This is a genomic window from Synechocystis sp. FACHB-908, assembly GCF_014698595.1.
Taxonomy (GTDB): domain Bacteria; phylum Cyanobacteriota; class Cyanobacteriia; order Cyanobacteriales; family Microcystaceae; genus Synechocystis.
The window spans coordinates 64428-88648 of the sequence record NZ_JACJTH010000021.1 but is presented as its reverse complement, the minus strand read 5'-3'; the positions used below and the strand labels follow the sequence as shown (position 1 = coordinate 88648).

Sequence of the window (24221 nt, the reverse complement as noted above, 5' to 3'; positions counted from 1 at the left end):
ATGGACCTACTCCTTTCTACCCTCGTCAGCTTCATCAACATTTACCTGGTGTTGTTATTTGTCCGTATTTTGCTGTCCTGGTTTCAAACTGCGGAGTGGGCTGGCAACATCATGGGCTTTCTCAGCCCCGTGACCGATCCCTATTTAAATATTTTCCGCTCCTTTATCCCGCCCCTGGGAGGCATTGATTTTTCCCCCATTCTGGCCATTTTTGCGTTGCAGTTTCTCCAACAGGCCCTCAGCAGTGTGGCGGGTCCCTACGCTGGCTTCTAATTGACATAATTCCGGTGGCTAAAAATCTGATTGGTGGTTAGAGGCCCCAACCTCCAGTTCCACTGACCATGGTTCACAAATCTTCCCTCTGTTACGCCAGGGGGATTTTATTTGTCCAGGTTACTATTAATAATAAATTTTGTTAGTGAGTAGAGATTTCCATCAGCTAGAGCTATGACAACCCAGGGTAAAGGGGAGTATTACCAAAGTTGAGACTCGGCTAAATTTTTCTTCCTAATCCTTGAAAGTCAAGCAGTATAAACTTTTAAGATCCTTTGCGCCCAATCAGAAAGATTTTTTCCTCAGGTTTTACGAGCAAAATAATAAGATTTATTTATGTCGTTTGGTTGAAGACCTAATTAAATAATCAGAAAATTACTCATTATATCTCCACTGCTGATAAAATTATTGAGAATTACTTTTATTAGAGGAGTGAAAAAGTTCAGCCACCATGGTCCAAAAGTTATCCCGTCGCCTATTTTTGTCCATTGGAACCGCCTTCACCGTTGTGGTGGGTTCCCAGTTGCTCAGTAGCTGTGGCCAATCCCCTGATGCCCCGATCGCCGACACACCAGGGGAACAGCAGGAGATCAATTTATATTCATCCCGGCACTACAACACCGACAACGAACTGTACGCCAAATTCACCGCAGAAACGGGCATCAAAGTTAACCTGATTGAAGGTAAGGCAGACGAACTGCTGGAACGGATTAAGTCTGAAGGGGCCAACAGTCCGGCGGATGTGCTCCTCACAGTGGATTTGGCTCGTTTATGGCGGGCCGAAGAGGACGGCATTTTTCAGCCGGTGCAAAGCGAGATTTTAGAGACTAATGTCCCGGAATATCTCCGCTCCCCGGACGGGATGTGGTTTGGTTTCACTAAGCGGGCCCGGGTGATTATGTATAACAAGGGGAAAGTTAAACCGGAGGAGTTGTCCACCTACGAAGAACTAGCCGATCCCAAATGGAAAGGTCGGGTGATTATCCGTTCCTCCAGCAATGAATATAATCAATCCCTGGTGGCTTCCTTGGTGGTAGCTGATGGGGAAGAGTCCACCTTGGCATGGGCTAAGGGCTTCGTCAGCAATTTTGCTAGGGAACCCCAGGGCAATGACACAGCCCAAATTGAAGCAGTGTCTTCCGGCGAAGCGGATTTGACCTTAGCCAATACCTATTACATGGGGCGGCTCCTGGAAAGTGAAGATCCGGCCCAAAAGGCGATCGCCGAAAATGTGGGGGTATTTTTTCCCAACCAGGAAGGGCGGGGTACCCACGTCAATGTCAGTGGTGTGGGCGTAGTCAAAACTGCCCCTAATCGGGAGGGAGCGGTCAAGTTTATTGAATTTCTGGTCAGCGAACCGGCCCAGGCATTTTTAGCACAAAATAACTACGAATACCCGGTTTTGGCTGGGGTTCCCCTGAATAAATCTGTGGCTTCCTTTGGGGAATTTAAGTCTGACACCACCAGTTTGGACAAGTTGGGCCCTGCCCTAGCCCCTGCTACCAAAATCATGAACGAAGCAGGCTGGAAGTAGGATTCCAAGGTCCATTGGCAATGGTTGAGGAAAGCATTCGCTCTAATTCTTAGCCATTGTCATCGGGCTACCGATTAGCCCTCATGGGGAAGGCTGTCGATCTTGCCATTTTTGCCACAAATCCGGCCGCCTCTGTTGGGTTCGTTCCTCCTGCTGTTCCAATCGCCATTGGGCGATCGCCTGGTGGTTGCCGGAAAGTAACACTGGGGGCACGGCCAAGCCCCGGAACACTGGCGGCCTGGTGTAGTGGGGATAATCCAACAGATCGGTGCTAAAACTCTCAGCGATTAAAGATGCTTCTTTGCCCACGGTGCCGGGTAGTAAACGGATGACACCATTAATTAAAGTTAAAGCGGGAATTTCGCCACAGGTGAGCACAAAATCCCCCAGGGAAACCTCCCTTGTCACCAGTTGGCAGACTCTTTCGTCCACCCCTTCGTAATGGCCACAGATCAACACCAATTGGTCATAGTTCGTCAATTCCCGAAACAAAGCCTGGTCCATGGGCTGTCCCTGGGGAGTCATTAAAATCACTTCCCGTTTGGACAGTACTGGCAACGATTCCACCGCCGCAAAAATAGGCTCTGGTTTGATCACCATACCCACCCCACCGCCGTAGGGTTCATCATCCACCCGGCGATGTTTATCCGTGGTGAAATCCCTGGGGTTAATCAAATTAACGCTGGCGATCGCCTTTTCGAGGGCTTTACCTAGAAGGCCAGATTGCAGGGGAGAAGTAAAAAAATCAGGAAACAGGGTGAGAACGTCAAACTGCACAGAGGGCAAATCAAATTAGATCAAACTGGTGACACACCATACCACAAACACTGGCGATCGCCGTGATCATCAAAGCAACAAAGGGGTCTTGCCCCTGATTAACGGCAAAGGAAGTCACAATGCCTGCCCCCAGGGCGGAAACCAAACCAGCGCTGATTAAATCTTTGTTGGAACGATCAAACATGATTTTTAACCCCCACCCCTTAGTTATTGATCCGATTAATTAAAGTTATGGAAAAATTTCGTTTTACAACGTATCACTCCCCCGGGGGAAAAGGGAGAGAAAGGGCGGTTTTTGCAACTAAGCTTTAACATCCGCCACATTTCTTTACAATTGCGCTGCTTTATCGGGGAAATATGGCCCAGATCGCCAGTTAGGAACTGCTAGGAACTTAATCGTTACCAAGGCAAATGCCCAATCCCCGCGCAGTTTTCACCAAGGTGCCGTCCAACTGCACCGTTTGATAGGTTTGGATGGCTTCCTCAATGGGCACACTAATGGTTTGACGATTGCGCCAGGCCACCATGTGGTCGAATTTGCCTTCCGCAATCAAGTCCACCGCCGCGACCCCAAACACACTCCCCAACAGGCGATCGAAAGGTGAAGGAATGCCCCCCCGTTGGATGTGGCCCAGCACAGTGACTCTGGTTTCTGCTCCAGTGCGTTGGGCAATTTGTTCCGCAATGTATTTACCAATGCCGCCGTAGCGGTCTTCGCCAAACTGTTGGATTTGCTTGACCTGATCGCCCAATTCTGTCCGCACCGCTTCCGACACCATAACCAGGCAAAAGTTTTTCCCCTCGGCCTGCCGTTGACGAATTTTATTGCACACACTTTGGATGCGGTAGGGAATTTCAGGAATGAGAATAATGTCCGCCCCTCCCCCAATGCCGGCGGCCAGGGCAATGTGGCCCGCATCCCTACCCATCACTTCTAGCACCATGACCCGGTTATGGCTAGCGGCGGTGAAATGCAAACGATCCAAGGCTTCGGTGGCAATGTTGGTGGCGGTGTCGAAACCAATGGAAATTTCCGTTGCCCCCACATCATTGTCAATGGTTTTGGGAATGCCCACTAAGTTGATGCCCCCCTGTTGGGCTATGCGGCGCAAAATGGCTAAACTACCGTCTCCGCCAATGCCAATGAGAGCGTCAAGCCCCAACTGACGATAACCGGCAATAATATCTTCGGTGCGGTCCCGCACAGTGCCGTCGGCCATGGGAAAAGCGAACGGATTACCCTTATTGGTGGTGCCTAAAAAGGTACCTCCCATCATTAACAAATGGTCAATGTTATCCCGGTGCAGGGCGATCGCCTTGGAGGGATTTTCCATTAGTCCCTGGGTGGCTTCTTGAATGCCAATTACTTCCCAACCGTAGGTGCCAATGGCATGGTGTACCACGGAGCGAATTACGGCGTTTAGTCCGGCACAGTCTCCTCCACTGGTTAAAATACCAATGCGTTTAATTTCCCCCATGGTTTTCCTTGCCGATATAGTTCTGTTTTATTTGTAGAAGCAAATCGAATCAGCAAAACTTCTTTGTGAGAATTCTTAAAATTGTCCTCAATCCTTAACCTACTTTTAACTGATGCTGGCTAAGCTCCGCCAACGCCTTGCTTTTTTAACCCGTACCAATGGGACTATTGATTGGGGTAGGGGCATTCGTACTTTTTGCGGCATGGCAGTCCCCTATCTGGGGGGCATGGCCCTGGGAAATCCCCAACTAGGTTTGGGCGTTGGTTTAGCTTCCCAATTAATTTTATTAGCGGACATGGGGGGACTATATTCCGTCCGTTTGAAGACTATTTTCGGGGCCTGGGTCGGGGCGGCGATCGCCATGGCAGTGGGAACTATAGTGCCCGATGGTTGGGGTTTAGGGCTAGCAATAACGGGCTTCGTTTTATTTGCTAGCGGTTATCTAGCGGTTTATGGGGAGCAGGGAGCCATGGTGGGCATTGTCACCACCTTTGCTTTTCTCCTCGGTGCCCAAAATGTCAGTACCGATTCCTTTGAATTTACCTCCCTGGCGATCGGGGGAATGTGGAGCTTGATATTAGCTATTTTCATTTGGCCCTTCCGTCCCAATCAACCTTTGCGGCAAATGGTTGCCAACAATTACAGCATTTTAGGCAATTATCTCCGGGCCATGGCCGCCGCTAACTTTAGTCCCGATGACCCCCAAGCTCAGCAATTGGTGGTCAAACTGCGTCAAAACTTGCTTAAATCTCGGCAAACTCTGGTGGCCAGCCAGCGAGGATTATGGGGACAAAGTAAATTAAGGGAATTATTATTAGTTTTAATCGAGCATACGGAAAGATTAAATAAATGCCTAATGTTGCTCAATGAAATTGTTAATTTCCACAATCTACCCCAATTACAAACAGTGGAAATCCTAATGGAAGATGCGTTTAATGCTCTGGGGGAAGTTTGCTTAGATTTAGGACAAATGGTGCTAGGCAAAAGACGCATTCCTAACACTAACCGTTTGCAACTATTAGTGCAAGCATTGCAACAGCAAAAAAAATTACAACGGCAGGCTCTCACAGAGGATTTTAACGACTACAACAGTTTAACCACCGTAACCCAATTGGTTAACCATTTAGAAAACCTGATCAAACAATTAGAGCAAACCATTCAAACCGCGGAACTTTTACAAAATCCCCAACTTTTTTCCGATAATAATTCCAATGATCAAGGAAAACTAAATAAAGTTAGGCTTATGCCTTGGTGGGACCCCCTAGGGAGTAATTTTCACCTTAACTCGCCTTTGTTACGCCATGGTTTGCGCATGGCATTGGGGGGTATGGTGGGGGCAACAATTGCCCATCTAACTCAAATTCCCTACGGTTTTTGGATTGTTATAACGCTAATTTTTGTGCTCAAGCCGGATTTTAGTTTAACTTTTCAAAGGTTATCCAATCGTCTTTTAGGCACTTTTTTAGGGGTATTAGTAATGTCCATTGCCCTCAAGCTCATTCAAGACCCCCAATTGCTCAGTTGGCTGGGAATTTTGGCGATCGCCATGGGGATGGCCCTGTTGAGATTTCACTACAGTGTGGCGGTCTTTTTTATCACAGCTTTTGCTTTAATTCTTAAGGCCATTGATCCGTCGGTGCCCACGGAATATGCCCTCCTTTCCCGCCTGGTTTGTACCCTCATTGGCAGCGCCATTGCCCTAGGTTTAGCCTTTAGTTTTCTGCGGCAATCGGAAAATTTACGCTTCACCCAGGCCAGTGTCAGAATGCTAACTAATCTGGAGCAATATTTTCAGCAATTAATCCCCGCCCTACTGGGAAAAGAGTCAATTAACAAAAAAGAAGCAGAAAGGGTACGCAATGAAACTCGGTTAGCAGCCACCGCCATGCAGATTGCCCTGGATCGCTTACTCAGTGACCCCAGCACTCCCCTGGAAAAACAAGAGCCAGCCTTGACCATGACCAATTATCTAGCCCGCTTAAGTAGGGGTTTTCGGGTTTTGATCAGTCATTTGGAAAATAGCTCCGGCAGTAATCCCCCGCCCCCCATTAAGTTATTTACCGAGCAAGTACAACAAAGTTTGGAAAATTTACGCTTTTCCCTGGAGCACCAATCATCACCAGCGGCTTTGCCCCCCATGGCCACCACCATTAAAGAAATCCGGGAATATCACCAGAGTTATCAAGCCCAAAGAATTACGGAAATTAATCAAAAACAAGACTTTACTCCCACCCGCCGTTATTTGGACGATTTTAATTTGGTGGTGGAGGAATGCCAACAAATTTACCAACGCCTGGAAACTATCCACTCGGCGATCGCCAGATTTACCGATAGCCCCCAACTGGCCAATGGAATCAAACTCAAAAGTCAGCCCAGTTGAGCAATGTAAATGAGGAAATGAGGCAACAACAAAAAACCACCCCAAACAAGGCAAAGTTCAGAGCGGTGTGGATATTTATGGAATTGGGGAAGTCAATAATTGCCCTATCTAGACAATGAATAATGGCTAGACCGCAATCAGTGGGAGTTTTAGTAAACTCCTGGATTAATACGGTCATCGCCAGAAGTTAGCTCAATGCTTGGTTCGGTGACGGTGAAGCTACCCAAATTGGCTTCCAAGCGGCTTTTTTGGGTTTCACTCAAACCAGGAATGTCCAAAACTTCCTCTACGGTGTCGTAGGGGGCATTTTTAATGATTTCACTGGCCAAATTGGGATAAAAGCCCCGCAGACCACGAAAATCCCGAATATCACTATTATTTAAATCAATCTTTTGACCAAAATCCGTGGTCAATTTAGCATCCACAGCGTTTAGTTCAGCCAATATAGGATTGGGAGTGAGAGCTTGGGCCAAATCCGCTCCCAGAAAACCCATCAGTCCGATCAATAAGCTACACGCAACCAGTAGGCGGGAAATAAATTTCATGAATTGTCTCCTATAACCAAGGCAATGAATTGTTACTATCTAAGAAAATTATGCCGACTGCGCCGATTTTGGGAGGTCAAACCAGCGCTAATTACAATAGATTGTATATTCTTGGGGCACGGCTGACCATCTTCCCTGGATTGACTGAGTAATTATACTTATTAGGTTTGCGGTTGGTTTAACCGTTGGAGAGATTAAATACCAATTACATATTTTCGCCATTCATGGTTGCGGTCATTGCGAGTATGTTTAATAATTTCAAACAGCAAACTGCTGTAGGGACGCCGGGGGGTATAATTTAGGGACATTTGTGCTTCCCTAGGGGTACGATTACCCTTCTTGATGTTGCAACGCACACAGGCAGTGACCAGATTTTCCCAACTGTCTCCCCCACCCCGGGAACGGGGAATAACGTGGTCTAGGGTGAGTTGTTCACCTTTGTAATTGCAATACTGACAGGTGTGGCGATCGCGCTCCAGTACGTTGCGGCGAGTAAGGGGGATTTCCTTGTAAGGAACCTTGATATACTGCCGCAGGCGAATCACCGACGGGAGGGGAAAATTGGCGTAGATCAGCTTGCCATTATTTTCCAAAGCTTCGGCCTTATCTTTCAGCAGTAACACCACCGCCCGTTGCCAATGGGTAATGTTTAAAGGTTCATAGGAAGCGTTGAGGACTAAAACCTTAGCCATGGTCTGCCATCGCTGAATTTTTTTCCCTAGATGCTAGCACAATCAGCTTTTGGGATTCAGAGGGCTGTTGCTCAGTTAGAACTTTTTTCGATTCTGCTACTAACTCCCTGGAAAAATAGGCGAGTGTCCCTGGCGGTTGGTTTTGCCATAATCCACCATAGGTGAACCCCCCAACAGCATTGAGTCAGGGGGGACAAAATAGCCAGAGCTAGGCATTAGGGAATATGGACGGAGGAAACCATCGACTATTCTTCAGTACTGTTTACTAAAATCTCACCGTCAAAGGGTTGAACACCAACAGCGGGATATTCATCATCCGAAGGGCCAAAAACCCTGGCAAATGCTTCGGTGAAATATTGCATAAGGTCCTGTAGCATCTCAAGTAATTTCATCATAACCTCCGTCCCAATGGGGGAAACTCAACAGTTGTCTTTTGGGCAAGTTTGAGAAAACGGGGAGGTTTTCTGCCTCTGGTTTTATCAACCAGGACTAGGTATTAGGTAATTTATTTTCCTGCCCCCTGATCTTTCCTCTTGTTTTAATTATCCAATGAAAAACAGGTTAGATGAGGATTTCTTAATATATTGTCAAATTGGGCAAATTTTTTAGACCAGACTCCAGGGCAACTTTTTACTGCTCAATTTATTTTTTGCCCACTGGGCATATCTCCTCAGGCATTTACCACAGTTCCCTTATGGTTTTCTGACAAACACAATTTTGTTTGACCTAGGTTGAAATTTTTGTCTTAACTGCCCGGATTTTTAGATCATGTATTCACTACTAACTAGATTGAGAAATGTTGAGACTGGCCAAGCTAAAGTCTGGCAAAGTCGATTGACAGGGGGGAGAGGTATCCCCTAGGCTTAGGCTTATTTTCCGGCCTCCGGTCGACCAGCTCAGCTTGGGCAATTGATCAACAATTCATTCCATAGAACTAATCAATGCGTGTTTGTGTTATCGGAACGGGATATGTGGGTTTAGTCACTGGCGTTTGCCTGGCCCATATTGGCCATCAAGTAATTTGTGTTGATAACAACGAGGAAAAAGTCAAGCTCATGCGGGCAGGGCAATCCCCCATCTATGAACCCGGGCTGTCGGAGTTGATGGTGGCCAATATGGAAAGCGGTCGTCTAGTATTCACTACGGATTTGGGCAAGGGAGTCCAGGAGAGTGCAATTCTTTTCATTGCAGTGGGTACTCCCGCCTTGGAGGATGGTTCCAGTGATACCCGTTATGTGGAGGCGGTGGCCCGCAGTATTGGTGAGCATCTCGATGAACAGTATCGGGTGATTGTCAATAAATCAACTGTGCCCATTGGTTCCGGGGATTGGGTGCGGATGATTGTCACCGAAGGCAATGAAGCCCATCAACAACAAACGGGTCAGGCGATCGCCGTTAACTTTGACGTGGTTAGTAACCCAGAATTTTTGCGAGAAGGGTCGGCGGTTTACGATACGTTTAACCCGGACAGAATTGTGTTGGGGGGCAATAATCCCCAGGCCTTGGCTTTAATGCGGGAACTTTACACGCCCTTAATTGAAAGGCGGGTGGGGGAAAATCCTGAGCTGCCGCCGGTGCCGGTGGTGATGACGGACCTTAGTTCGGCGGAAATGATTAAGTATGCGGCCAATGCTTTTTTGGCTACCAAAATTAGTTTTATTAACGAGGTGGCCAATATCTGTGACCGGGTAGGGGCGGATGTGACCCAGGTGGCCCAGGGCATTGGCTTGGATTCCCGTATCGGTAGTAAATTTCTTAATGCGGGCATTGGTTGGGGAGGTTCCTGTTTTCCGAAGGATGTGTCTGCGTTGATCCACACTGCGAAGGACTATGGTTACACCACTTCAATTTTGAATGCCGTAGTGGAGGTAAACCAGGTACAACGGCTGATTGTGGTGGAAAAACTACAGCAGGAGTTAAAAATCCTTAAAGGTAAGGTGATTGGCCTGTTGGGATTGACTTTTAAGCCGGATACGGATGATATGCGGGATGCTCCAGCCCTGAACATAATTCAACAACTAAATCGTTTGGGAGCCAAGGTGAAAGCCTATGATCCGATTGTTTCCCAGTCTGGGGTAAGCCATGGTTTATCGGGGGTAAAAATTGAGTCGACCCCGGCTATGTTGGCGGACCAGTGTGATGCGTTAATTTTGGTGACGGAATGGCAGGAATTTTTAAAGCTAGATTTTCCTGTCCTGGCCAGCCGTATGCATCAGGCTGTGATCATTGATGGTCGTAATTTCCTCGACAAGGAAAAATTGCAAGGGGCAGGATTCCGTTACCTAGGGGTTGGTCGTAGTTAGGGCCATATTCAGCTCAAAAGTTGATGGGGAATTAAACACCGCCAGATAAGTCCTAGTGACAATCTTGCCCAACTTCAATTCCCCCCCTATCTCCCACGGACAGTAGAAATAAACAACGTTACAATTAGATACAATCATCGTTGTCAACCATAGGGATAAATGCCTTACCCTGGGCGTGTTTCACCATCACTGACGACGGCATAAAAATTGTCCCATTGTTTTTCCTATGACCTTTGTAGCCGCTTCCATAACTGATAACCAATTCGATGTGGCGATCGCCGGGGGAGGCGTTGTGGGGCTGGTACTAGCGGCGGGTTTGCGTCATACGGGGCTGAAAATTGCCATTATCGAAGCTTTACCGAAGGAACAGGCCCTAACTAAGCCCCAGGCCTATGCCATTTCCCTGCTGTCGGGCAAAATCTTAGCGGGACTGGGGGTCTGGGAAAATATTAAGGACTCCATCGGTCATTTCGAACGCATCCAAATTTCCGATAATGACTATCGGGGTACCGTTCCCTTTGCCAAGGAAGATGTGGACGAACTGGCCCTGGGCCATGTGGCGGAGCATCCAGTCATTCTGCAGGCGCTGGAAAATTGTGTAGAGCAATGTCCCCGCATTGCCTGGTTTCGTCCCGCTGAGTTGATCAGTTTTACGGCGGGAGAGAACCACAAACAGGTCACCCTACAACAGGAAGGCAGAGAAATTACCCTACAAACCAAATTGTTGGTGGCGGCGGATGGAGCCCGTTCCCACACCCGTTCCCTGGCGGGGATTCAAACCAAGGGGTGGAAATATTGGCAATCCTGTGTGGCTTTCACCATCCAGCATCAAGCCCCTGACAATACCACTGCCTTTGAGCGTTTTTGTGACACTGGTCCCATGGGGATTTTGCCCCTACCCGGCGATCGAGCCCAGATTGTCTGGACCATGCCCCACCATAAGGCCCATACCCTAGTGAATCTACCGGAAGCGGATTTTATTACAGAACTGCGCCAACGCATTGGCGATCGCCTAGGGGAATTTCATTTAATTAATGCCCGCCGTTTATTTCCGGTGCAACTAATGCAGAGCGATTGTTATGTGCAACCCCGCTTGGCATTAGTGGGGGATGCGGCCCACTGTTGCCATCCGGTGGGGGGTCAGGGTTTAAATTTGGGCATTCGGGACGGAGCCGCCCTGGCCCAGGTTATTGCCACGGCCCACAGCCAAGGGGAAGATTGGGGTTCCCTAGCAGTGCTGAAACGTTATGAACATTGGCGTAAACCAGAAAATTGGCTCATTTTGGGCTTCACTGACCTGCTAGATCGTTTCTTTTCCAGTCATTGGCTGCCGGCGATCGCCTTGAGAAGGTTTGGCCTAGAGGTATTGCGCCTAGTGCCTCCAGCGAAAAAGCTGGCCCTCCGTTTGATGACCGGTTTGCTCGGTCGGAAACCCCAATTGGCCACAGGGCAATCCTTAGTGAGTCAGTAGCTCTAGGTATTCCTAGATAGTGAGGCGACGGGCAATCAAACTCCCCAGCAATACACCGATCGTCCCGATTCCTAAACTCCCTAAACCGTAGAGCACTCCCTGGCCCAACTGTCCCATACGCCAGAGGGAAGTCACTTCCAAGGCATAGGTGGAAAAGGTGGTGTAAGAACCCAAAAATCCCACTGCTAAAAGCAACCTTAAATCCGGAGACATCAAGGCCGGTTGGGTCGCCAATGTCACCACCAGACCCATACCCACACAACCGGAAAAATTAATTAAAAAAGTGGCATAGGGTAAATCGTTACCAAAAAGCCCGGCCAGAAAAATAGTGGCATAGTAGCGGGCCAACGCCCCCGGTATGGCTCCTAAAATAATTGCCAATGGCGACCTGAGAGAAGCTGGCATGGCCCCCAACCATTGCAATAAAGGATTCATACAAGATCGTCAAAATCGAATTCCCGGTCTAATTGTTGTTGGGAAGGGACTCCCCGCCGACGATTACCACCGGGTAACGGGGCCAACAAACTACCTACCACCAGTCCCCCGGCCAAGGAAAATACCAACAGCAGACCCACCGGCATCTCAATAGACTGCAATGTCAAAAAACTCAGGGCCACAGGGGTGACATTTTGGATAGTCAATAATGCCAGGGATATTAACCCCAAAGCTAAAACCATGGCGATCGCCAATTGACTCATGCGACGTAGCATCCAACGAAAACTCCCCTCTGCGGTCGGCTCCACTCCCCAAGGATAGCTCAAAAGCCAGCCCAAGCCGTTCCCATTACCCCCAAGCTGAAACCACCAACCCTTGCCACTGCAGAAAAAATCGAGCATTCTGGATTATGAGGATTACGGTTAAAATAGTTGGCCGTCAGCCACGGCGACAACGGTGGCAGCAAGAGTAATAAAAAACAACACCAGTGGACTTGCCCTATTCCACTTTTTTCCATGTTCATCCCCCCAAAGATGGGACTGACATGCCCTGAAGAGAGCCCTATGGTGGTAGTAGAGCAGTCAAAGCTCTAATTTGGTCTCGGTGTGTTAGGACGTGTCAAGGAGAGAAGCTGATGAAATTACAGCATCCCAAACCCCACAATTCTGTCCGTCGGGCGCTGCGCTCTTGGGCCGGCCCCTTGGCGATCGCCCTAGTGATGATCATTGGCCTGGAAACGGCGGCCACAGCGGCTTTTTCTAGTCTCGAGGAACATACCGTTGTTTATAACGGCAAATGCCCCGGTGACAGGGACGATGACTGTAGGGACTAAGCAGACAATTGTCCGTTGGTTAAGGACACTGGTTGACTAATAAACCGGTAATTAATCCTAGCTAGCGGACCATTAGCTTAGTCTTCTACCACTTATTACTAAGGGCAGGCGAGGGAAAATCTCCTTCACCTCCTTTTTTTTTGACAATTTTTGCCAGTGTGGAGGCAAAATAGAAGCAGTTTGGTCAGATTTTCCTCTAATTACTCCAGGGGTAAGCTAAAAAAATTCCCGCGGTCCTGCCCATCGGCGGGCTTAAGATTAAAATAAAGCGAGAACTTTCCCGACAAAATCGTCTCCACTGCTCAGGACAACGACTTGTGCTCTATCTGGCTGAAATTAAGAAACAAACCAAAAACTTTTTAGGCGGTTACAAAACCGAGTTAAAACTTCTGGCCTGTCAGCACAGTGATCAGACCTGGAGTGCCCTGCCTAACGAAGAAAACTTCCAAACCGACGACATGGGAGAAGCCAGGGAGGGAACCCTATGGATCCTAAACCTGAGTAATAGTCGCTCCCTACAAGGGACTCCAGAAGTAGCGGCGCCAGAGTTAGTGCGGCAGTTGCAAAAACTGTCCCGCCTCTCGGAAAAACTCAAGGAACAACAGAGCGAAATTGAACGTTGGCGAGAATCCCTCACTTTTCAGTTCCAAGAACTGAGCCAGCGAGAAATGGAAATTGAAGCGAAGGAGTCGGAGGTTGAAGACCGAGCCAATCAGCTTGCCCAGGTGGAACAGCAAAGATATGAGGTGGAGCAGGCCCGACAAAGGTTAGAAGGGGAAAGAGAACAATTGACCGAACTCCAACAGCAGTTTGGCAGTTTGCTGGAAAATAGTGCTGAAAATCGGGAAGTGTTACAGGGCATACTCCACCGGTTAGGAGCTTACCCGGAAGCTATCCCCGCCCTATTTACGGCCGCAGCCAATGCCCAGCAAAGCACCGACCAACAACAACAGATCTTTAATGACCATTGGCAGATGGTTACCAGTGCAGAACAGGAGTTGGGACGGAACCAAGCATTAATTCAGCAAAAACAGGAATTATTGGTCATCCATGGGCAGGAATTGGATGCCATCGCCCAAGAATTAGCTAAAGCGAAAGTTCAACTAACAGTGGAACAGGAGGGGGTGGTTAATGGCCAAAAGCTCCTGACCCAATTGAAAGCTGAAATTGCGGCCGCTGAAAGCTTACAAACCAATCTCTATCGATTGGCCACCGGCGCAATGAGTGTCGATAAAGACCATCAAATTGATGTGCAACATCTGGAACAATTGCCCCTGGGGGAACTGGAGGAAACCGTTAAAGCATTGCAAACTGATATGCAAAAATTAGCCCGCTTTGTTAACGATCAAGAGGAAGAGTTAACTCTGCAATGCGAAGAAGTGGAAGCTATCCAAGCCCGCCTAGAAGCCGCCGATGAGTATAGTCGTCTCACCATTGAGGAGGAGTTAAACGAAGAGCAGGAAAGGAAGCGCATGCTGGACGAAACCCTGATTGGGCAGCGCCGCAACCTCAAGGAGCGCCAGGAAGTGTTGTTGCAACATCTCAAAATTCTTCGTCGTCGCCAGGGCATTGTGGAAATTGACGACAGTATTCCCAACATTGATTTGGATCCGGTTATCCAACAATTGGAGGGGCGCAAGCATAAACTCCAGGAGGAAAAAAATAAGCTGGAACAAAATTTGCAGTCCACTAGGCAGGGTTTGGCAGAAATTGAAACCATGATTGCTAGTCTCGACCAGCAGTACCAGGCGAAAAAGACTAATTTTGAGCAAAACCGTCGGGAAGTGGAAGATTTACAGAAACAGACAGCGGCGCTAGAAGCCCAGGGTCGTTTGTTGAGGGCAGCTTTGCAACCTCTGCAGGATCAGTTGGATGTAATGAAACCCCGGTTGCAGGAAATGCAGACCCTATTGTTTGGCGGTTAGTTGGGTTGGTTGCCGACTTCCATCGATTGGGGCTGAAGAAATTTCCTTGTGCCCTGGCATTCTGGCCTGGATTGCTGGGATAATGGCCTCTATTATGGGCTTTTGTATCGAAACCATAGTTCTGAAGTTATGACCCAAACCTCCCTCGCCCCGTCCCGTCATCCCCTCAGAGGATATATTCAAAATCTAGAGGCGGGGCAGGCCCTGTTGGTGGATTCCCCGGCTAACACGCTGGAAGTGGTGGGCATCCTCAAAAGCTATGGTGTGATCCTCGATGCCTATTCCATCAATCTGCAACACATTGCCCATACCCAGTATCTGAAGTTATTTCCCTTTTTTAAATATTTCAACGGTAATGTCAATGGCGATCGCCTATTGAAACATTGGTGGCACAATCGCATTAACTACGAGTATGCAGAATATTGCATGAAGGCAATGATGTGGCATGGAGGGGGAAAATTGGATGAATATCTAGACAGTGCCGAGTTTAAAGCCAATGTTAAAAAGTTAATTAAAGCGAAAATCAAAGGCAATCCTTTTTTGCAATTACTTAACCAGATTTTTCCCGAATTTTTGCCGGAACAAATGCGAATGATGGCCTATTATTCCGCCTTGGGTCAATTCTGGCGGGTGATGGCGGATATGTTTTTGAATTTATCTGACCGCCATGACCGGGGAGAAATCAAAACCATTCCTGATGTGGTGCAACATATCCAAGACGGCCTAGTGGCCGATGCCGCCCGCCCCATTATTTACCGGGTGGAGTTGGGGGGAACTACCTACGATGTTTTGCCCCCCAGTGCCAATTTAGCTTTTTTGATGGAAACCGCAGTGCCCTACGTGGAGGCGGTGTTTTTCCGGGGTACTCCTTTCCCTGGCACCATTTCCTACAATGCCCAAGCGGGACAGATTCCCCCTGACCAAAGCCTGTTTACCTATGGGGCCCTCTATGCCGATCCCCTCCCCGTTGGTGGAGCTGGCATTCCCCCCACCTTGCTAATGCAGGATATGCGCCACTTTTTGCCGGACTATCTCCGACGGGTTTATCAGGCATCCCTACGGCAGGAAGGGGATTTACTGGTGCAAATTTGTGAAAGTTTTCAAAAATCAATGTTTTGTGTCACCACCGCGGCCATTCGTGGTTTAGCACCCTATCCCCTGGAGACCGATAATCCCCAGGAACAGGAGACTAACCGAGCTTACCTGGAAAGTTGGATGAATCGTTTTCTCACTTCCCGGGTGGAGATTATTAACCAACCCTCAACCATGGCCGATTAGCCGGCTCTCCATCAGCACTGTGGTTGAAAATCTTGAAACTATTGACCAAGCAATGGAGCGGTGTCGCACAGAAACTCTCCGCCTGTTGCACCGCATTCCCCCAACCCTAGGCGATCGCCAATGGCACCCAGATTTCAGCCCCATTGATTGGCACTTTGGTCACATTGCCTTTACCGAAGCCCTTTGGCTATTGCCGGAGCAGGAGCGGAAAAAATTTCATACCCCGTCTTACCAAAAATTGTTCCGAGCCGATGGTTTATCGAAATCGGAACGCTGTGCATTACCTAGCCGTGGAGTTATTGAGCAATATTTAGGGGAAGTTAGGGCCTCTGTGAAGCAGGTCTGGGGATCGACTGATCGATCCTGGGACCGAGCCCAAGCAAGGTTAAGGTGGTGGCTCCTACAACACGAAGTCCAACATAGTGAAACCATTAGTTTTTTAAGTCATTTAGCCGGAATTGATTTAGGGGTTAATAGCCAAATCCCTGGGGACGAATGCCCAGAACCAGTGCTGGAGGCAACCATGGTGCCTATTCCCGCTGGAGGTTTTTACCAAGGCAGTGAGCAAATATGGGCCCAGGACAACGAACGCCCCGTCCATTGGGTCGAAGTAGAACAGTTCTGGCTAGATAAATACCCAGTTACCCAGGCCCAATACCAACAATTTATCGATGCTGGTGGTTATCAACAAAGTAAATACTGGACAGAAGCCGGTTGGCAATGGCGATCGATGGCGAACGTCACAGCACCGCTTTATTGGCACCCCGAAAGTAATACCCAGAACCATCCCGTCTACGGAGTCAGTGCCTACGAAGCGGAAGCTTATGCCAATTTTGTGGGTAAACGTTTACCCACAGAGCAGGAATGGGAAAGGGCCGCCCGTTGGTCTGGTCAGCATAACTCCAGCACCTATCCCTGGGAGGAAACTTTGCCAACCAAAGAGCAATGTAACTTTAATAATCACCGTGGGCGCACAACCCCTGTCCATTATTATGACCAGGGTCGTAATCAAGGGGGCTGTTATGACCTGTTGGGCAACGTATGGGAATGGACAGCTTCTACTTTCGAGCCCTACGACAATTTTCAACCCTATCCCTATCGGGGTTACTCCCAAGCCTATTTTGATGGGGAACATCGGGTGATGCGGGGCGGCAGTTGGGCCACCCGTAGTTGGGGCTTAAGGGCCAGCTTTCGCAATTGGTACCATCCTTGGACTAGACAAGTTTTGGTCGGTTTTCGTTGTGCCAGTTAAGCTTCAGCAGAAATGTCATCAAACTATTTTTTTACTGCTAAAAACCACCTACAAAGCGCCCAGGACTAAAAGTATTGTGGGGGTCGAACTGATTTTTTAGACGGCCCATCATAGCCAAACCATGGCCACTCTGGCCCCAAACGTCCCAGTGTTTTTTACATTCCGGAGACGCTTCTAACACCGTTACATAACCACCATAATTCTGACAAATTTGCCTTTGCTGGTTCAACTTTTCCCGGTCCAGTTGGCCAAAACGTACCCAACCAATGCCATTGCCCAATTGTACATGTCCCAACCCTGGTAACTGTTGCAGAAAATCCGCTGCCTTAGCGGGTAAAAGACCAAACTTACAGAGTATGGTTTCCGTAGTACCCTGCCCGGCCATGGCATTTTCCCACCGTTGCCAAAGTTCGCTCTCTGCTTGATTGTCAAAGGACTGGCTGGCCAAGGTCAAAGTTTGGGCGAGTTTTTTTACCTCATCAATCTGGGCCTGCACCACCGGCTCTAGGTTTTGGAAACGGACGAGTAAGCCCAATTCTTCCCCAAGGTTTAATGCTTGAACTAGAGCCGGGGAACAGATTAGGGCCGCGGTGGGTGCCAGTCCCGATCGCCGCAGGGCTTGGCTGAGTTTGGCTAGTTGGTTGGTATCACCAGTTAAAAAAACTGTTTGGGAATGGGAAGGTAGAGGGTAAAGACGGAAGGTAATTTGGGAAATAAAACCTAACGTGCCGTAGGAACCAACGAAAAGTTTCATCAGGTCATAACCTGCCACATTTTTGACCACCCTACCGCCGGCTTTGGCCAGTTGCCCATCCCAGCGGACAAAGGAGAACCCCAAAACTAGGTCTCGCACCCCACCGTAACGCTGTTGCCACGGCCCCGCACAACCTGTGGCCATAATGCCTCCCACCGTTGCCTGGTCATGGTAGAGGGGATTAAGGGGCAGAAATTGCTGATGGGGTTGCAAAATAGCCTGTAAATCCTTGAGTTTGACCCCCGCTTCCACCGTCACGGTCAAATCTGCCACCGCATGGTCAACAATCCTATTCAGGCCAGCACTGCTAACCAGTAACTGCACCGGCTTAGCTAATCCACCCCAAGCCAATTTACTTTGGTTGCCACAGGGGATGACTGGCCAATTATTTCGATCGCACTCACTTAGCAAACATTGCAACTCTTGCTGACTTTCTGGGGCCACCCAATGACTGGGGGCATGTTCCGGCTCAGCTAAAGCCTGGGCGATCGCCATTTGTTGGTGGGGAGGCAAATCTTGGACGGAACAGCTAGAGCTGTGGGGAAAGTTTTGGGGTGAAAAAGGTAGGGAAACAACAGCCATGGGCATTGATAAAGACAAATAGCAACCCCCAAAATCTCCAATTACAACGTCGATTTTGACGCAGTTTTGTGGTTAATTTAAAACAAATTAAGGCAAGACTGAGGGTCCCATATTCTTGGACAATAGCATAATGCTTGACGGTAGTTGCTAGAATTTGTCTAGGGGTAAGGGAGACTCCTTTACCACCGTCCTTCCGTTGAACAGGTCAAACTTTTTATCCCGTCCCTGAGAGGTCAATGTCATCCCCCCAAGTCCCCACAGTTTTTGCCATTGACGATAGCCCTTTGAATCTTAAAATTCTCCAGCGTTTTCTGGAAAAACAAGGCTGGAAAGTGTTCATAGCGGAGGATGGATTAACAGCCATTACTGAGATCAACCAAGTGCAACCGGACATAATTGTTTTGGATATTATGATGCCCGGTATAGATGGCTTTGAAGTTTGTCGTCGTCTCAAAGCGGCTCCAGCCACAGCGGAAATTCCGATCATTTTTCTTTCTGCCCTCACCGATCAAAAAAGCATTGTCAAAGGATTAGAATTGGGGGCAGTGGACTACATCCACAAACCATTTCAGCAAGAGGAAATTATCACCCGTTTACAACTACAACTCAAGTTACATCAAACAAACCAAGCTCTGCTGCAAAAGAATCAACAATTAGAAGAACAAATTGAAAAAACAGCCCGGACCCAAGCGGCATTAATGCAGTCGGAAATCAACTTTGCCGTTGCCTTTAACCAAAGTCCTGACCCCATTTTTATTTACGGCCGTAATAGCGGCTGTATTATGGATGTTAATCAGCCATTTTGTCAATTTTTTGGCTTGACCAAACAGGAATTGGTGGGAGTGAGTCGTCAGCAGTTTTACTTTTGGGTAGATGAACAACAAAGACAAAGTTTTTTAAGGGATTTATTGCTATGGCAAAAAGATGGCCTGGTTAAGTTTGAAAATCGGGAAATTGAAGTCTATGACCAGGAAAAACAAGTCCGGACAATGTTGCTATCCGGGGAGCCGATGGAATTTAATCGGGTAGATTGTTTACTGTTTGTCATGCGCGATATTACCGAACGCAGAAAAGCCGAAAAACAACTCAAAATTCTCTCCCAAGCCTGCGAACAAAGTCCTGCTTCCATTGTTATTACCGATGTTCAGGGCAATATTACCTATGTCAATCCTAAGTTTGAAGAAATTTCTGGTTATAAATCAGCAGAAGTGCTGGGCAGAAATCCCAGAATTTTAAAATCCGGCAATAAAACCCAAGAAGATTATGAATTAATGTGGAAAACCTTGGCCTCCGGTCGTAATTGGCACGGGGAATTTCATAACCGTAGAAAAAATGGGGAATTATATTGGGAAAGGGCGTCCATTTCCCCCATTTCTAATCAGCAGGGTATTGTCACCCATTATGTAGCAGTCAAAGAAGATATTACCAAGGAAAAACAACAAGCGGAGGCTCTTTTTCACCAAGCCCATTATGACCATTTAACCGGTTTACCCAACCGCATTTTAGCCAAGGATCGGCTCCAACAAGCCATCGAGTCGGCCCTACGCCAGAAACATATATTTGGTTTAATGTTTTTGGATTTGGATAATTTTAAAAAAGTGAATGATACCCTCGGCCACGATGCGGGGGATCAACTTCTAGTGGAAGTTTCGGAACGATTACAACGGGCTTTGCGACAGACAGATACCGTTGCTCGCTTGGGGGGGGATGAATTTTTAATCATTTTAGATCAGGTTTCCCATAGCCGTAAGTTAATGGCGATCGCCCAACGGTTATTAAGGGTGATGCGGCAGCCGGTCAATTTGCAAGGTCTGGAATTTTTTGTCCATGGCAGCATTGGCATTACCGTTTTTCCCGACGATGGTTTCCATGCTGATGTCTTGCTGCGGAATGCGGATACGGCCATGTATGCGGCCAAGCTAGCGGGGCGGAATATGTTTCGTTTTTTCACCCCCCATATGAACCAGGCAGCCCAACAGAGAATGGCAATAGAGTCGGAATTGCGCCAGGGTTTATCCCGCCAGGAATTCCAAATTTTATATCAGCCCATTGTCAGTTTGGAGTCGGGGCAAATTGTCGGGGCGGAAGCGTTGATGCGTTGGCATAATCGACTGCTGGGTACAGTGCCGCCGGATCAGTTTATTCCCATTGCAGAGGAGGTGGGTTTGATTGTGGAGTTGGGGGAATGGTTACTAGATAATGTCTGTTGCCAGGCAGCCCATTGGCATAGCGCCTTGGGGGAGCAAACTTTTTGGGTGTCGGTGAATGTTTCCCCCCGGCAGTTAAAAGATAGTTATTTTGTTGCTATTTTGCAGGGATTCTTACAACGGTATCAGGTGCGACCGGAATGGTTAGAGCTGGAAATTACAGAAAATTTAATCCTGGAAGAAAATGGCGACCTACTGAAAAATTTAAGTGATTTAGAAGAAGAAAATATTGCCCTTTCCCTGGATGATTTTGGTACTGGTTACAGTTCGTTAAACTATCTGCGTAAATTTAACTTTAATTCCCTCAAAATTGATCGCTCCTTTGTAGAATTGTTGCCCCATGATAATAATACTGTGGGGTTGGTGCGGGCCATTATTGCCATGGCCCACCATCTAGAGCTAAAAGTGATTGCTGAGGGCATTGAAACCCCAGAACAGTGGAATTTTCTTCGTCTCCAAGGCTGTGATTATGGCCAAGGTTATCTATTCAGTCCGGCGATCGCCGTGGAGGAATGGGAAAGCCTGGGGCAGAAGCCACCGTTCTTCCCCTGATTCCGGTAGGATGGGATTAGCCAAAATCCAGGTTAGTTTTCTGGGTTATTCGGCCTAGTTGGATTAGCTTGAAGGGAAGGGATGCAATGGGGCAACCAGGTCTAACAATGGGGTTTAAGACTGTGTTTAAAAAGCCCCTCGTGATGGGGGGAATTGGCCTGTCAGTCCTACTGGGGCTTTGGTCCACCACCCACAGTGCCGAACAACCATGGGACCAATGGGGTTTATGGGCTTTATCCGGTCTGGGATTGGTTATCTGGCGGTGGCGGCGGCGTCATCATGCTCCTCCTGAGCAGAAACAGATGTTAACTCCAGAGGTTCTGCAAAAGGTGATCGCCCAGGGGGAAAAGTTATTGGCCCGCCGTCAGGCCCAGGCACCGGATTTGGTTCTGGAAGATTTGGCCCAGGAACTGCAAGCATTACAAAAACCAGCCCCCCCACCCCAAGCATTAAACGGTATTGTCCTAGGGGAAAAACGCAGTGGCAAAACCAGCTTATTGGACCTATTGCCGTCCCGGTTGACCCCAGGGGAAGGAGAAAAACCATTAATTTTGAATTGGCAAGTGGTGGCAGCGGAAACTCCCCCGGAAACCATGGCCCAGTCAATGACGGAAGCCCATTGGGTCCTAGTCCTAGCCACCGGAGATTTGACCAGCTCCCAGTGGCAGGTGTTGGAGTTTTTGCAAACCCACCATCACCATTGGCAATTGTTATTTAATAAGCAGGATATTTACCCGATCGGCGATCGCCAAATCCTCTGGGATCAATTGCAGCATCAGGTGAATCAATTGGGTAACGCCAACCCGGTTATTCCCATTAGCGCCGCCCCCCAACCGATCCAAATCCGTCGTTATTTGGCCGATGGAGAATGGGAAATCGACCAGGAAACTCCTCCCCCCGACCTGGGGAATTTGCTGTCCCAACTGCAACAACAGGCCACAGAGCAGTGGGAATCCCTGGTTTTGGGTCAACAATGGCGTCGATGCCAGGCCATTAACCAACAGGTGGAGCAACGGTGGCGAGAAAATCGCCGCACCCTAGCCATTCCCCTAGTGGAACAGGCCCAATGGTTAGCCGCTGGCACCGCCTTGTTTAATCCCGTGGCTAATTTAGATCTGCTGACGGCGATCGCCATCAATGGTCAACTGGTCTGGGACTTGGGGGAACTGTACCATCAAAAAATTTCCCTGGCCCAGGCCCAAACAGTCGCCAAAGAGATGGGAACAATCCTGATCAAATTAGGTATGGTGGAACTATCTACCCAAGCTCTGGGAGCATTGCTAAAAAGTCAGCCCCTCACTTACTTGGCCGGTGGTGCCCTCCAAGGATTAAGCGCCGCTTACTTGACTCGCATTGCTGGTTTGAGTTTAATCACTTTCCTGGAAAGTCAAGATCCCGACCTCAGTGAACCCCAATGGGATTGGCAAAAATTGACCGCAGTGGTCAAACAGACCTTTGAGCAAAATCAGCGTCGGGCCGTATTGCAAGGATTTTTCCAGCGAGCCCGACAACAATTAAGTCCAGCCTCCCCAACTATTGCCTAGTTAACTGGTTAATAATCTCGGCGGAGCGGGGGTAGAGCTTGAGCAAATCTTCCCGATTGGCCAACTCAAAATCCTGAAAATCGAATCCAGGGGCAACGGTGCAACCCACTAGGGCATAATCTCCGCCGTTTTTAACCCGAGAAGCAAACCAACCATCCTTGAGAACCACCGCTTGGGGCACTTCTCCTTTTTCCAAATCCAAGCCCAGGCTGATCACCTCCAGCTCTCCCTGGGGAGAAAACCAGTAAATTTCCAAGCTATCACCGGCATAGAAATGCCACATTTCATCGGATTTAATCCTGTGGAAAGCGGAAAAGTTGTCCTTGGTCATCAAAAAATAAATTCCGGTAACTACATTTCTACTGCCGTCAAATCCTGCAAAATTTGCCTCTACTGGCGATCGATAGGTTTCCTTATAAAATCCCCCTTCAGGATGGGGGAGTAGCTCCAACTTTTCTACCCAATAATTAATTTCTTTTTTCATAAAATTTCTCCTAGATTAGAGTATTTAATTAAGCCTGTTAATTTGCCGAATTAAGTTAATTTTTTACCAATTTTCGCTCCGACCAGTCCGGTAAATTTTTCTGCAGAAGATATAACCAGACAATTCCCGCTGTTCCCAATAAAACTAGGGTGATGCTAACAACCTGAGCTATTCTCAGAGGACCAAGCATCAAACTATCTAATCTTAAACCTTCAATCCACACTCGACCGAGGCTATAACCAATCAAATAAACACAGGTTATGGTCCCAGTTTTGATTTTTTCTGGATTTCTTAGTCCATAAAAAAATAGGGCTATCAAGATTGCAAAAATTCCTAGGTTCCAGACTGATTCGTATAAAAAAGTAGGATGGAAATAGGCATAGCTGGTCAGATTTAGCGGACGATTAGCAAAGGGAATATAGAGCTTCCAAGGCAAATTAGTGGGGGCACCAAAAGCTTCGGAGTTAAAAAAGTTGCCCCACCGACCGATCGCCTGGCCGAGAATAACCGCCGGGGTGAGTACATCCAGCAAATTCCAGAAAGATAACTGATGGTAGCGACTGAAAACAAGAATGGCGATCGTTCCCCCAATCAAGGCCCCATGGATAGCAATGCCCCCTTGCCAAATGGCAAAAATATTTAACCAATGCTGGGCATAGCGGGGCCACTCAAAGGCGACGTAATATAGGCGAGCAGAAGGGATGGCCGCCACCACTAACCAAATGACTAAATCGTTGAATAAATCCGGGTTAATGCCCCGTTTTTGCCCCAACCATTGACAGAGATTCAAACCAATAATGACAGCACTGGCAATCAAAAATCCGTACCAACGCAGGGCAAAACCCCCTATCTGGAACATCACCGGCCCGGGGGACTGAAATTGTCCGAAAAATATTTGCTCAATCATTAATCTTCCTTCGGCG

Annotated in this window: 22 protein-coding genes; 11 read left to right on the top strand and 11 right to left on the bottom strand. The window is 48.1% G+C overall.

Annotation, left to right across the window (positions count from 1 at the left end):
- Complete coding sequence (locus tag H6G46_RS06740) at positions 1 to 273, top strand: YggT family protein (protein WP_010871471.1); 273 nt, start codon at positions 1 to 3, stop codon at positions 271 to 273.
- Positions 274 to 724: 451 nt separating this feature from the next.
- Entirely contained in the window at positions 725 to 1807 is a 1083-nt protein-coding gene (locus tag H6G46_RS06735) for a Fe(3+) ABC transporter substrate-binding protein (protein ID WP_010871472.1), read from the top strand.
- Positions 1808 to 1888: 81 nt separating this feature from the next.
- On the opposite strand, the gene trmD is transcribed toward H6G46_RS06735, so the two are convergent.
- The 3 genes from trmD to H6G46_RS06720 all read right to left on the bottom strand — a co-directional run bounded on the left by trmD (position 1889) and on the right by H6G46_RS06720 (position 4062).
- Positions 1889 to 2584: a tRNA (guanosine(37)-N1)-methyltransferase TrmD gene (gene trmD, locus H6G46_RS06730; protein ID WP_010871473.1), complete on the bottom strand. Its 696-nt coding sequence runs from the start codon at positions 2582 to 2584 to the stop codon at positions 1889 to 1891.
- Between the two features lie 10 nt (positions 2585 to 2594).
- Positions 2595 to 2768 (bottom strand): hypothetical protein, encoded by a 174-nt coding sequence (locus H6G46_RS06725; RefSeq protein ID WP_010871474.1) that lies wholly within the window; start codon positions 2766 to 2768, stop codon positions 2595 to 2597.
- Between the two features lie 208 nt (positions 2769 to 2976).
- The gene (locus H6G46_RS06720; RefSeq protein ID WP_010871475.1) at positions 2977 to 4062 is read right to left on the bottom strand and encodes an ATP-dependent 6-phosphofructokinase; all 1086 of its coding nucleotides are present in this window, start codon (positions 4060 to 4062) and stop codon (positions 2977 to 2979) included.
- 112 nt (positions 4063 to 4174) lie between these two features.
- On the opposite strand from H6G46_RS06720, the gene H6G46_RS06715 reads away from it, so the two are divergent.
- Positions 4175 to 6442 (top strand): FUSC family protein, encoded by a 2268-nt coding sequence (locus H6G46_RS06715; RefSeq protein ID WP_010871476.1) that lies wholly within the window; start codon positions 4175 to 4177, stop codon positions 6440 to 6442.
- Between the two features lie 149 nt (positions 6443 to 6591).
- Here the strand turns inward: H6G46_RS06715 and psbU are convergent, their stop codons facing one another.
- The 3 genes from psbU to H6G46_RS18635 all read right to left on the bottom strand — a co-directional run bounded on the left by psbU (position 6592) and on the right by H6G46_RS18635 (position 8056).
- Positions 6592 to 6987, bottom strand: coding sequence for a photosystem II complex extrinsic protein PsbU (gene psbU / locus H6G46_RS06710; protein WP_010871477.1), 396 nt, complete (start codon positions 6985 to 6987; stop codon positions 6592 to 6594).
- 194 nt (positions 6988 to 7181) lie between these two features.
- Positions 7182 to 7679 carry an HNH endonuclease gene (locus tag H6G46_RS06705; protein WP_010871478.1) on the bottom strand — a complete coding sequence of 166 codons (498 nt, stop codon included), beginning with the start codon at positions 7677 to 7679 and terminating at the stop codon, positions 7182 to 7184.
- 245 nt (positions 7680 to 7924) lie between these two features.
- A complete protein-coding gene (locus H6G46_RS18635) occupies positions 7925 to 8056 on the bottom strand; it encodes a hypothetical protein (protein WP_255345266.1) in 132 nt (43 codons plus the stop codon).
- A gap of 564 nt (positions 8057 to 8620) precedes the next feature.
- Between H6G46_RS18635 and H6G46_RS06700 the strand changes: the two genes are divergently transcribed.
- Together H6G46_RS06700 and H6G46_RS06695 are read left to right on the top strand one after the other, a co-directional pair.
- Positions 8621 to 9982: a UDP-glucose/GDP-mannose dehydrogenase family protein gene (locus tag H6G46_RS06700; RefSeq protein ID WP_010871479.1), complete on the top strand. Its 1362-nt coding sequence runs from the start codon at positions 8621 to 8623 to the stop codon at positions 9980 to 9982.
- A 226-nt stretch (positions 9983 to 10208) separates the two neighbouring features.
- The gene (locus H6G46_RS06695) at positions 10209 to 11453 is read left to right on the top strand and encodes an FAD-dependent hydroxylase (RefSeq protein WP_010871480.1); all 1245 of its coding nucleotides are present in this window, start codon (positions 10209 to 10211) and stop codon (positions 11451 to 11453) included.
- A 12-nt stretch (positions 11454 to 11465) separates the two neighbouring features.
- Here the strand turns inward: H6G46_RS06695 and crcB are convergent, their stop codons facing one another.
- Positions 11466 to 11888, bottom strand: coding sequence for a fluoride efflux transporter CrcB (crcB, locus tag H6G46_RS06690; RefSeq protein ID WP_010871481.1), 423 nt, complete (start codon positions 11886 to 11888; stop codon positions 11466 to 11468).
- Complete coding sequence (locus H6G46_RS06685) at positions 11885 to 12289, bottom strand: LapA family protein (RefSeq protein WP_010871482.1); 405 nt, start codon at positions 12287 to 12289, stop codon at positions 11885 to 11887. Before H6G46_RS06685 ends, crcB begins: the two co-directional genes overlap by 4 nt.
- Positions 12290 to 12522: 233 nt before the next feature.
- Between H6G46_RS06685 and H6G46_RS06680 the strand changes: the two genes are divergently transcribed.
- The 4 genes from H6G46_RS06680 to H6G46_RS06665 all read left to right on the top strand — a co-directional run bounded on the left by H6G46_RS06680 (position 12523) and on the right by H6G46_RS06665 (position 17175).
- Entirely contained in the window at positions 12523 to 12720 is a 198-nt protein-coding gene (locus tag H6G46_RS06680; RefSeq protein ID WP_010871483.1) for a hypothetical protein, read from the top strand.
- 317 nt (positions 12721 to 13037) lie between these two features.
- Entirely contained in the window at positions 13038 to 14645 is a 1608-nt protein-coding gene (gene hmpF, locus H6G46_RS06675; RefSeq protein WP_010871484.1) for a pilus motility taxis protein HmpF, read from the top strand.
- Between the two features lie 48 nt (positions 14646 to 14693).
- Positions 14694 to 15923 carry a CO2 hydration protein gene (locus H6G46_RS06670; protein WP_010871485.1) on the top strand — a complete coding sequence of 410 codons (1230 nt, stop codon included), beginning with the start codon at positions 14694 to 14696 and terminating at the stop codon, positions 15921 to 15923.
- A gap of 19 nt (positions 15924 to 15942) precedes the next feature.
- Entirely contained in the window at positions 15943 to 17175 is a 1233-nt protein-coding gene (locus H6G46_RS06665; RefSeq protein WP_010871486.1) for an SUMF1/EgtB/PvdO family nonheme iron enzyme, read from the top strand.
- A 37-nt stretch (positions 17176 to 17212) separates the two neighbouring features.
- Here H6G46_RS06665 and H6G46_RS06660 read toward each other — a convergent pair whose 3' ends face one another.
- Positions 17213 to 18511 carry an FAD-binding oxidoreductase gene (locus H6G46_RS06660; protein ID WP_223211327.1) on the bottom strand — a complete coding sequence of 433 codons (1299 nt, stop codon included), beginning with the start codon at positions 18509 to 18511 and terminating at the stop codon, positions 17213 to 17215.
- Between the two features lie 236 nt (positions 18512 to 18747).
- Here H6G46_RS06660 and H6G46_RS06655 point away from each other — a divergent pair, with 236 nt between their 5' ends.
- Positions 18748 to 21270 (top strand): EAL domain-containing protein, encoded by a 2523-nt coding sequence (locus H6G46_RS06655; RefSeq protein ID WP_010871488.1) that lies wholly within the window; start codon positions 18748 to 18750, stop codon positions 21268 to 21270.
- Positions 21271 to 21392: 122 nt separating this feature from the next.
- Positions 21393 to 22814 (top strand): DUF697 domain-containing protein, encoded by a 1422-nt coding sequence (locus H6G46_RS06650; RefSeq protein WP_223211328.1) that lies wholly within the window; start codon positions 21393 to 21395, stop codon positions 22812 to 22814.
- On the opposite strand, the gene H6G46_RS06645 is transcribed toward H6G46_RS06650, so the two are convergent.
- Both H6G46_RS06645 and lgt read right to left on the bottom strand, forming a co-directional pair.
- Complete coding sequence (locus tag H6G46_RS06645) at positions 22804 to 23298, bottom strand: cupin domain-containing protein (protein ID WP_010871490.1); 495 nt, start codon at positions 23296 to 23298, stop codon at positions 22804 to 22806. The two genes, H6G46_RS06650 and H6G46_RS06645, sit on opposite strands and share 11 nt — an antisense overlap.
- 55 nt (positions 23299 to 23353) lie before the next feature.
- Positions 23354 to 24205, bottom strand: a complete 852-nt coding sequence (gene lgt / locus H6G46_RS06640; protein WP_010871491.1) for a prolipoprotein diacylglyceryl transferase — start codon at positions 24203 to 24205, stop codon at positions 23354 to 23356.
- Positions 24206 to 24221 lie beyond the last annotated feature (16 nt).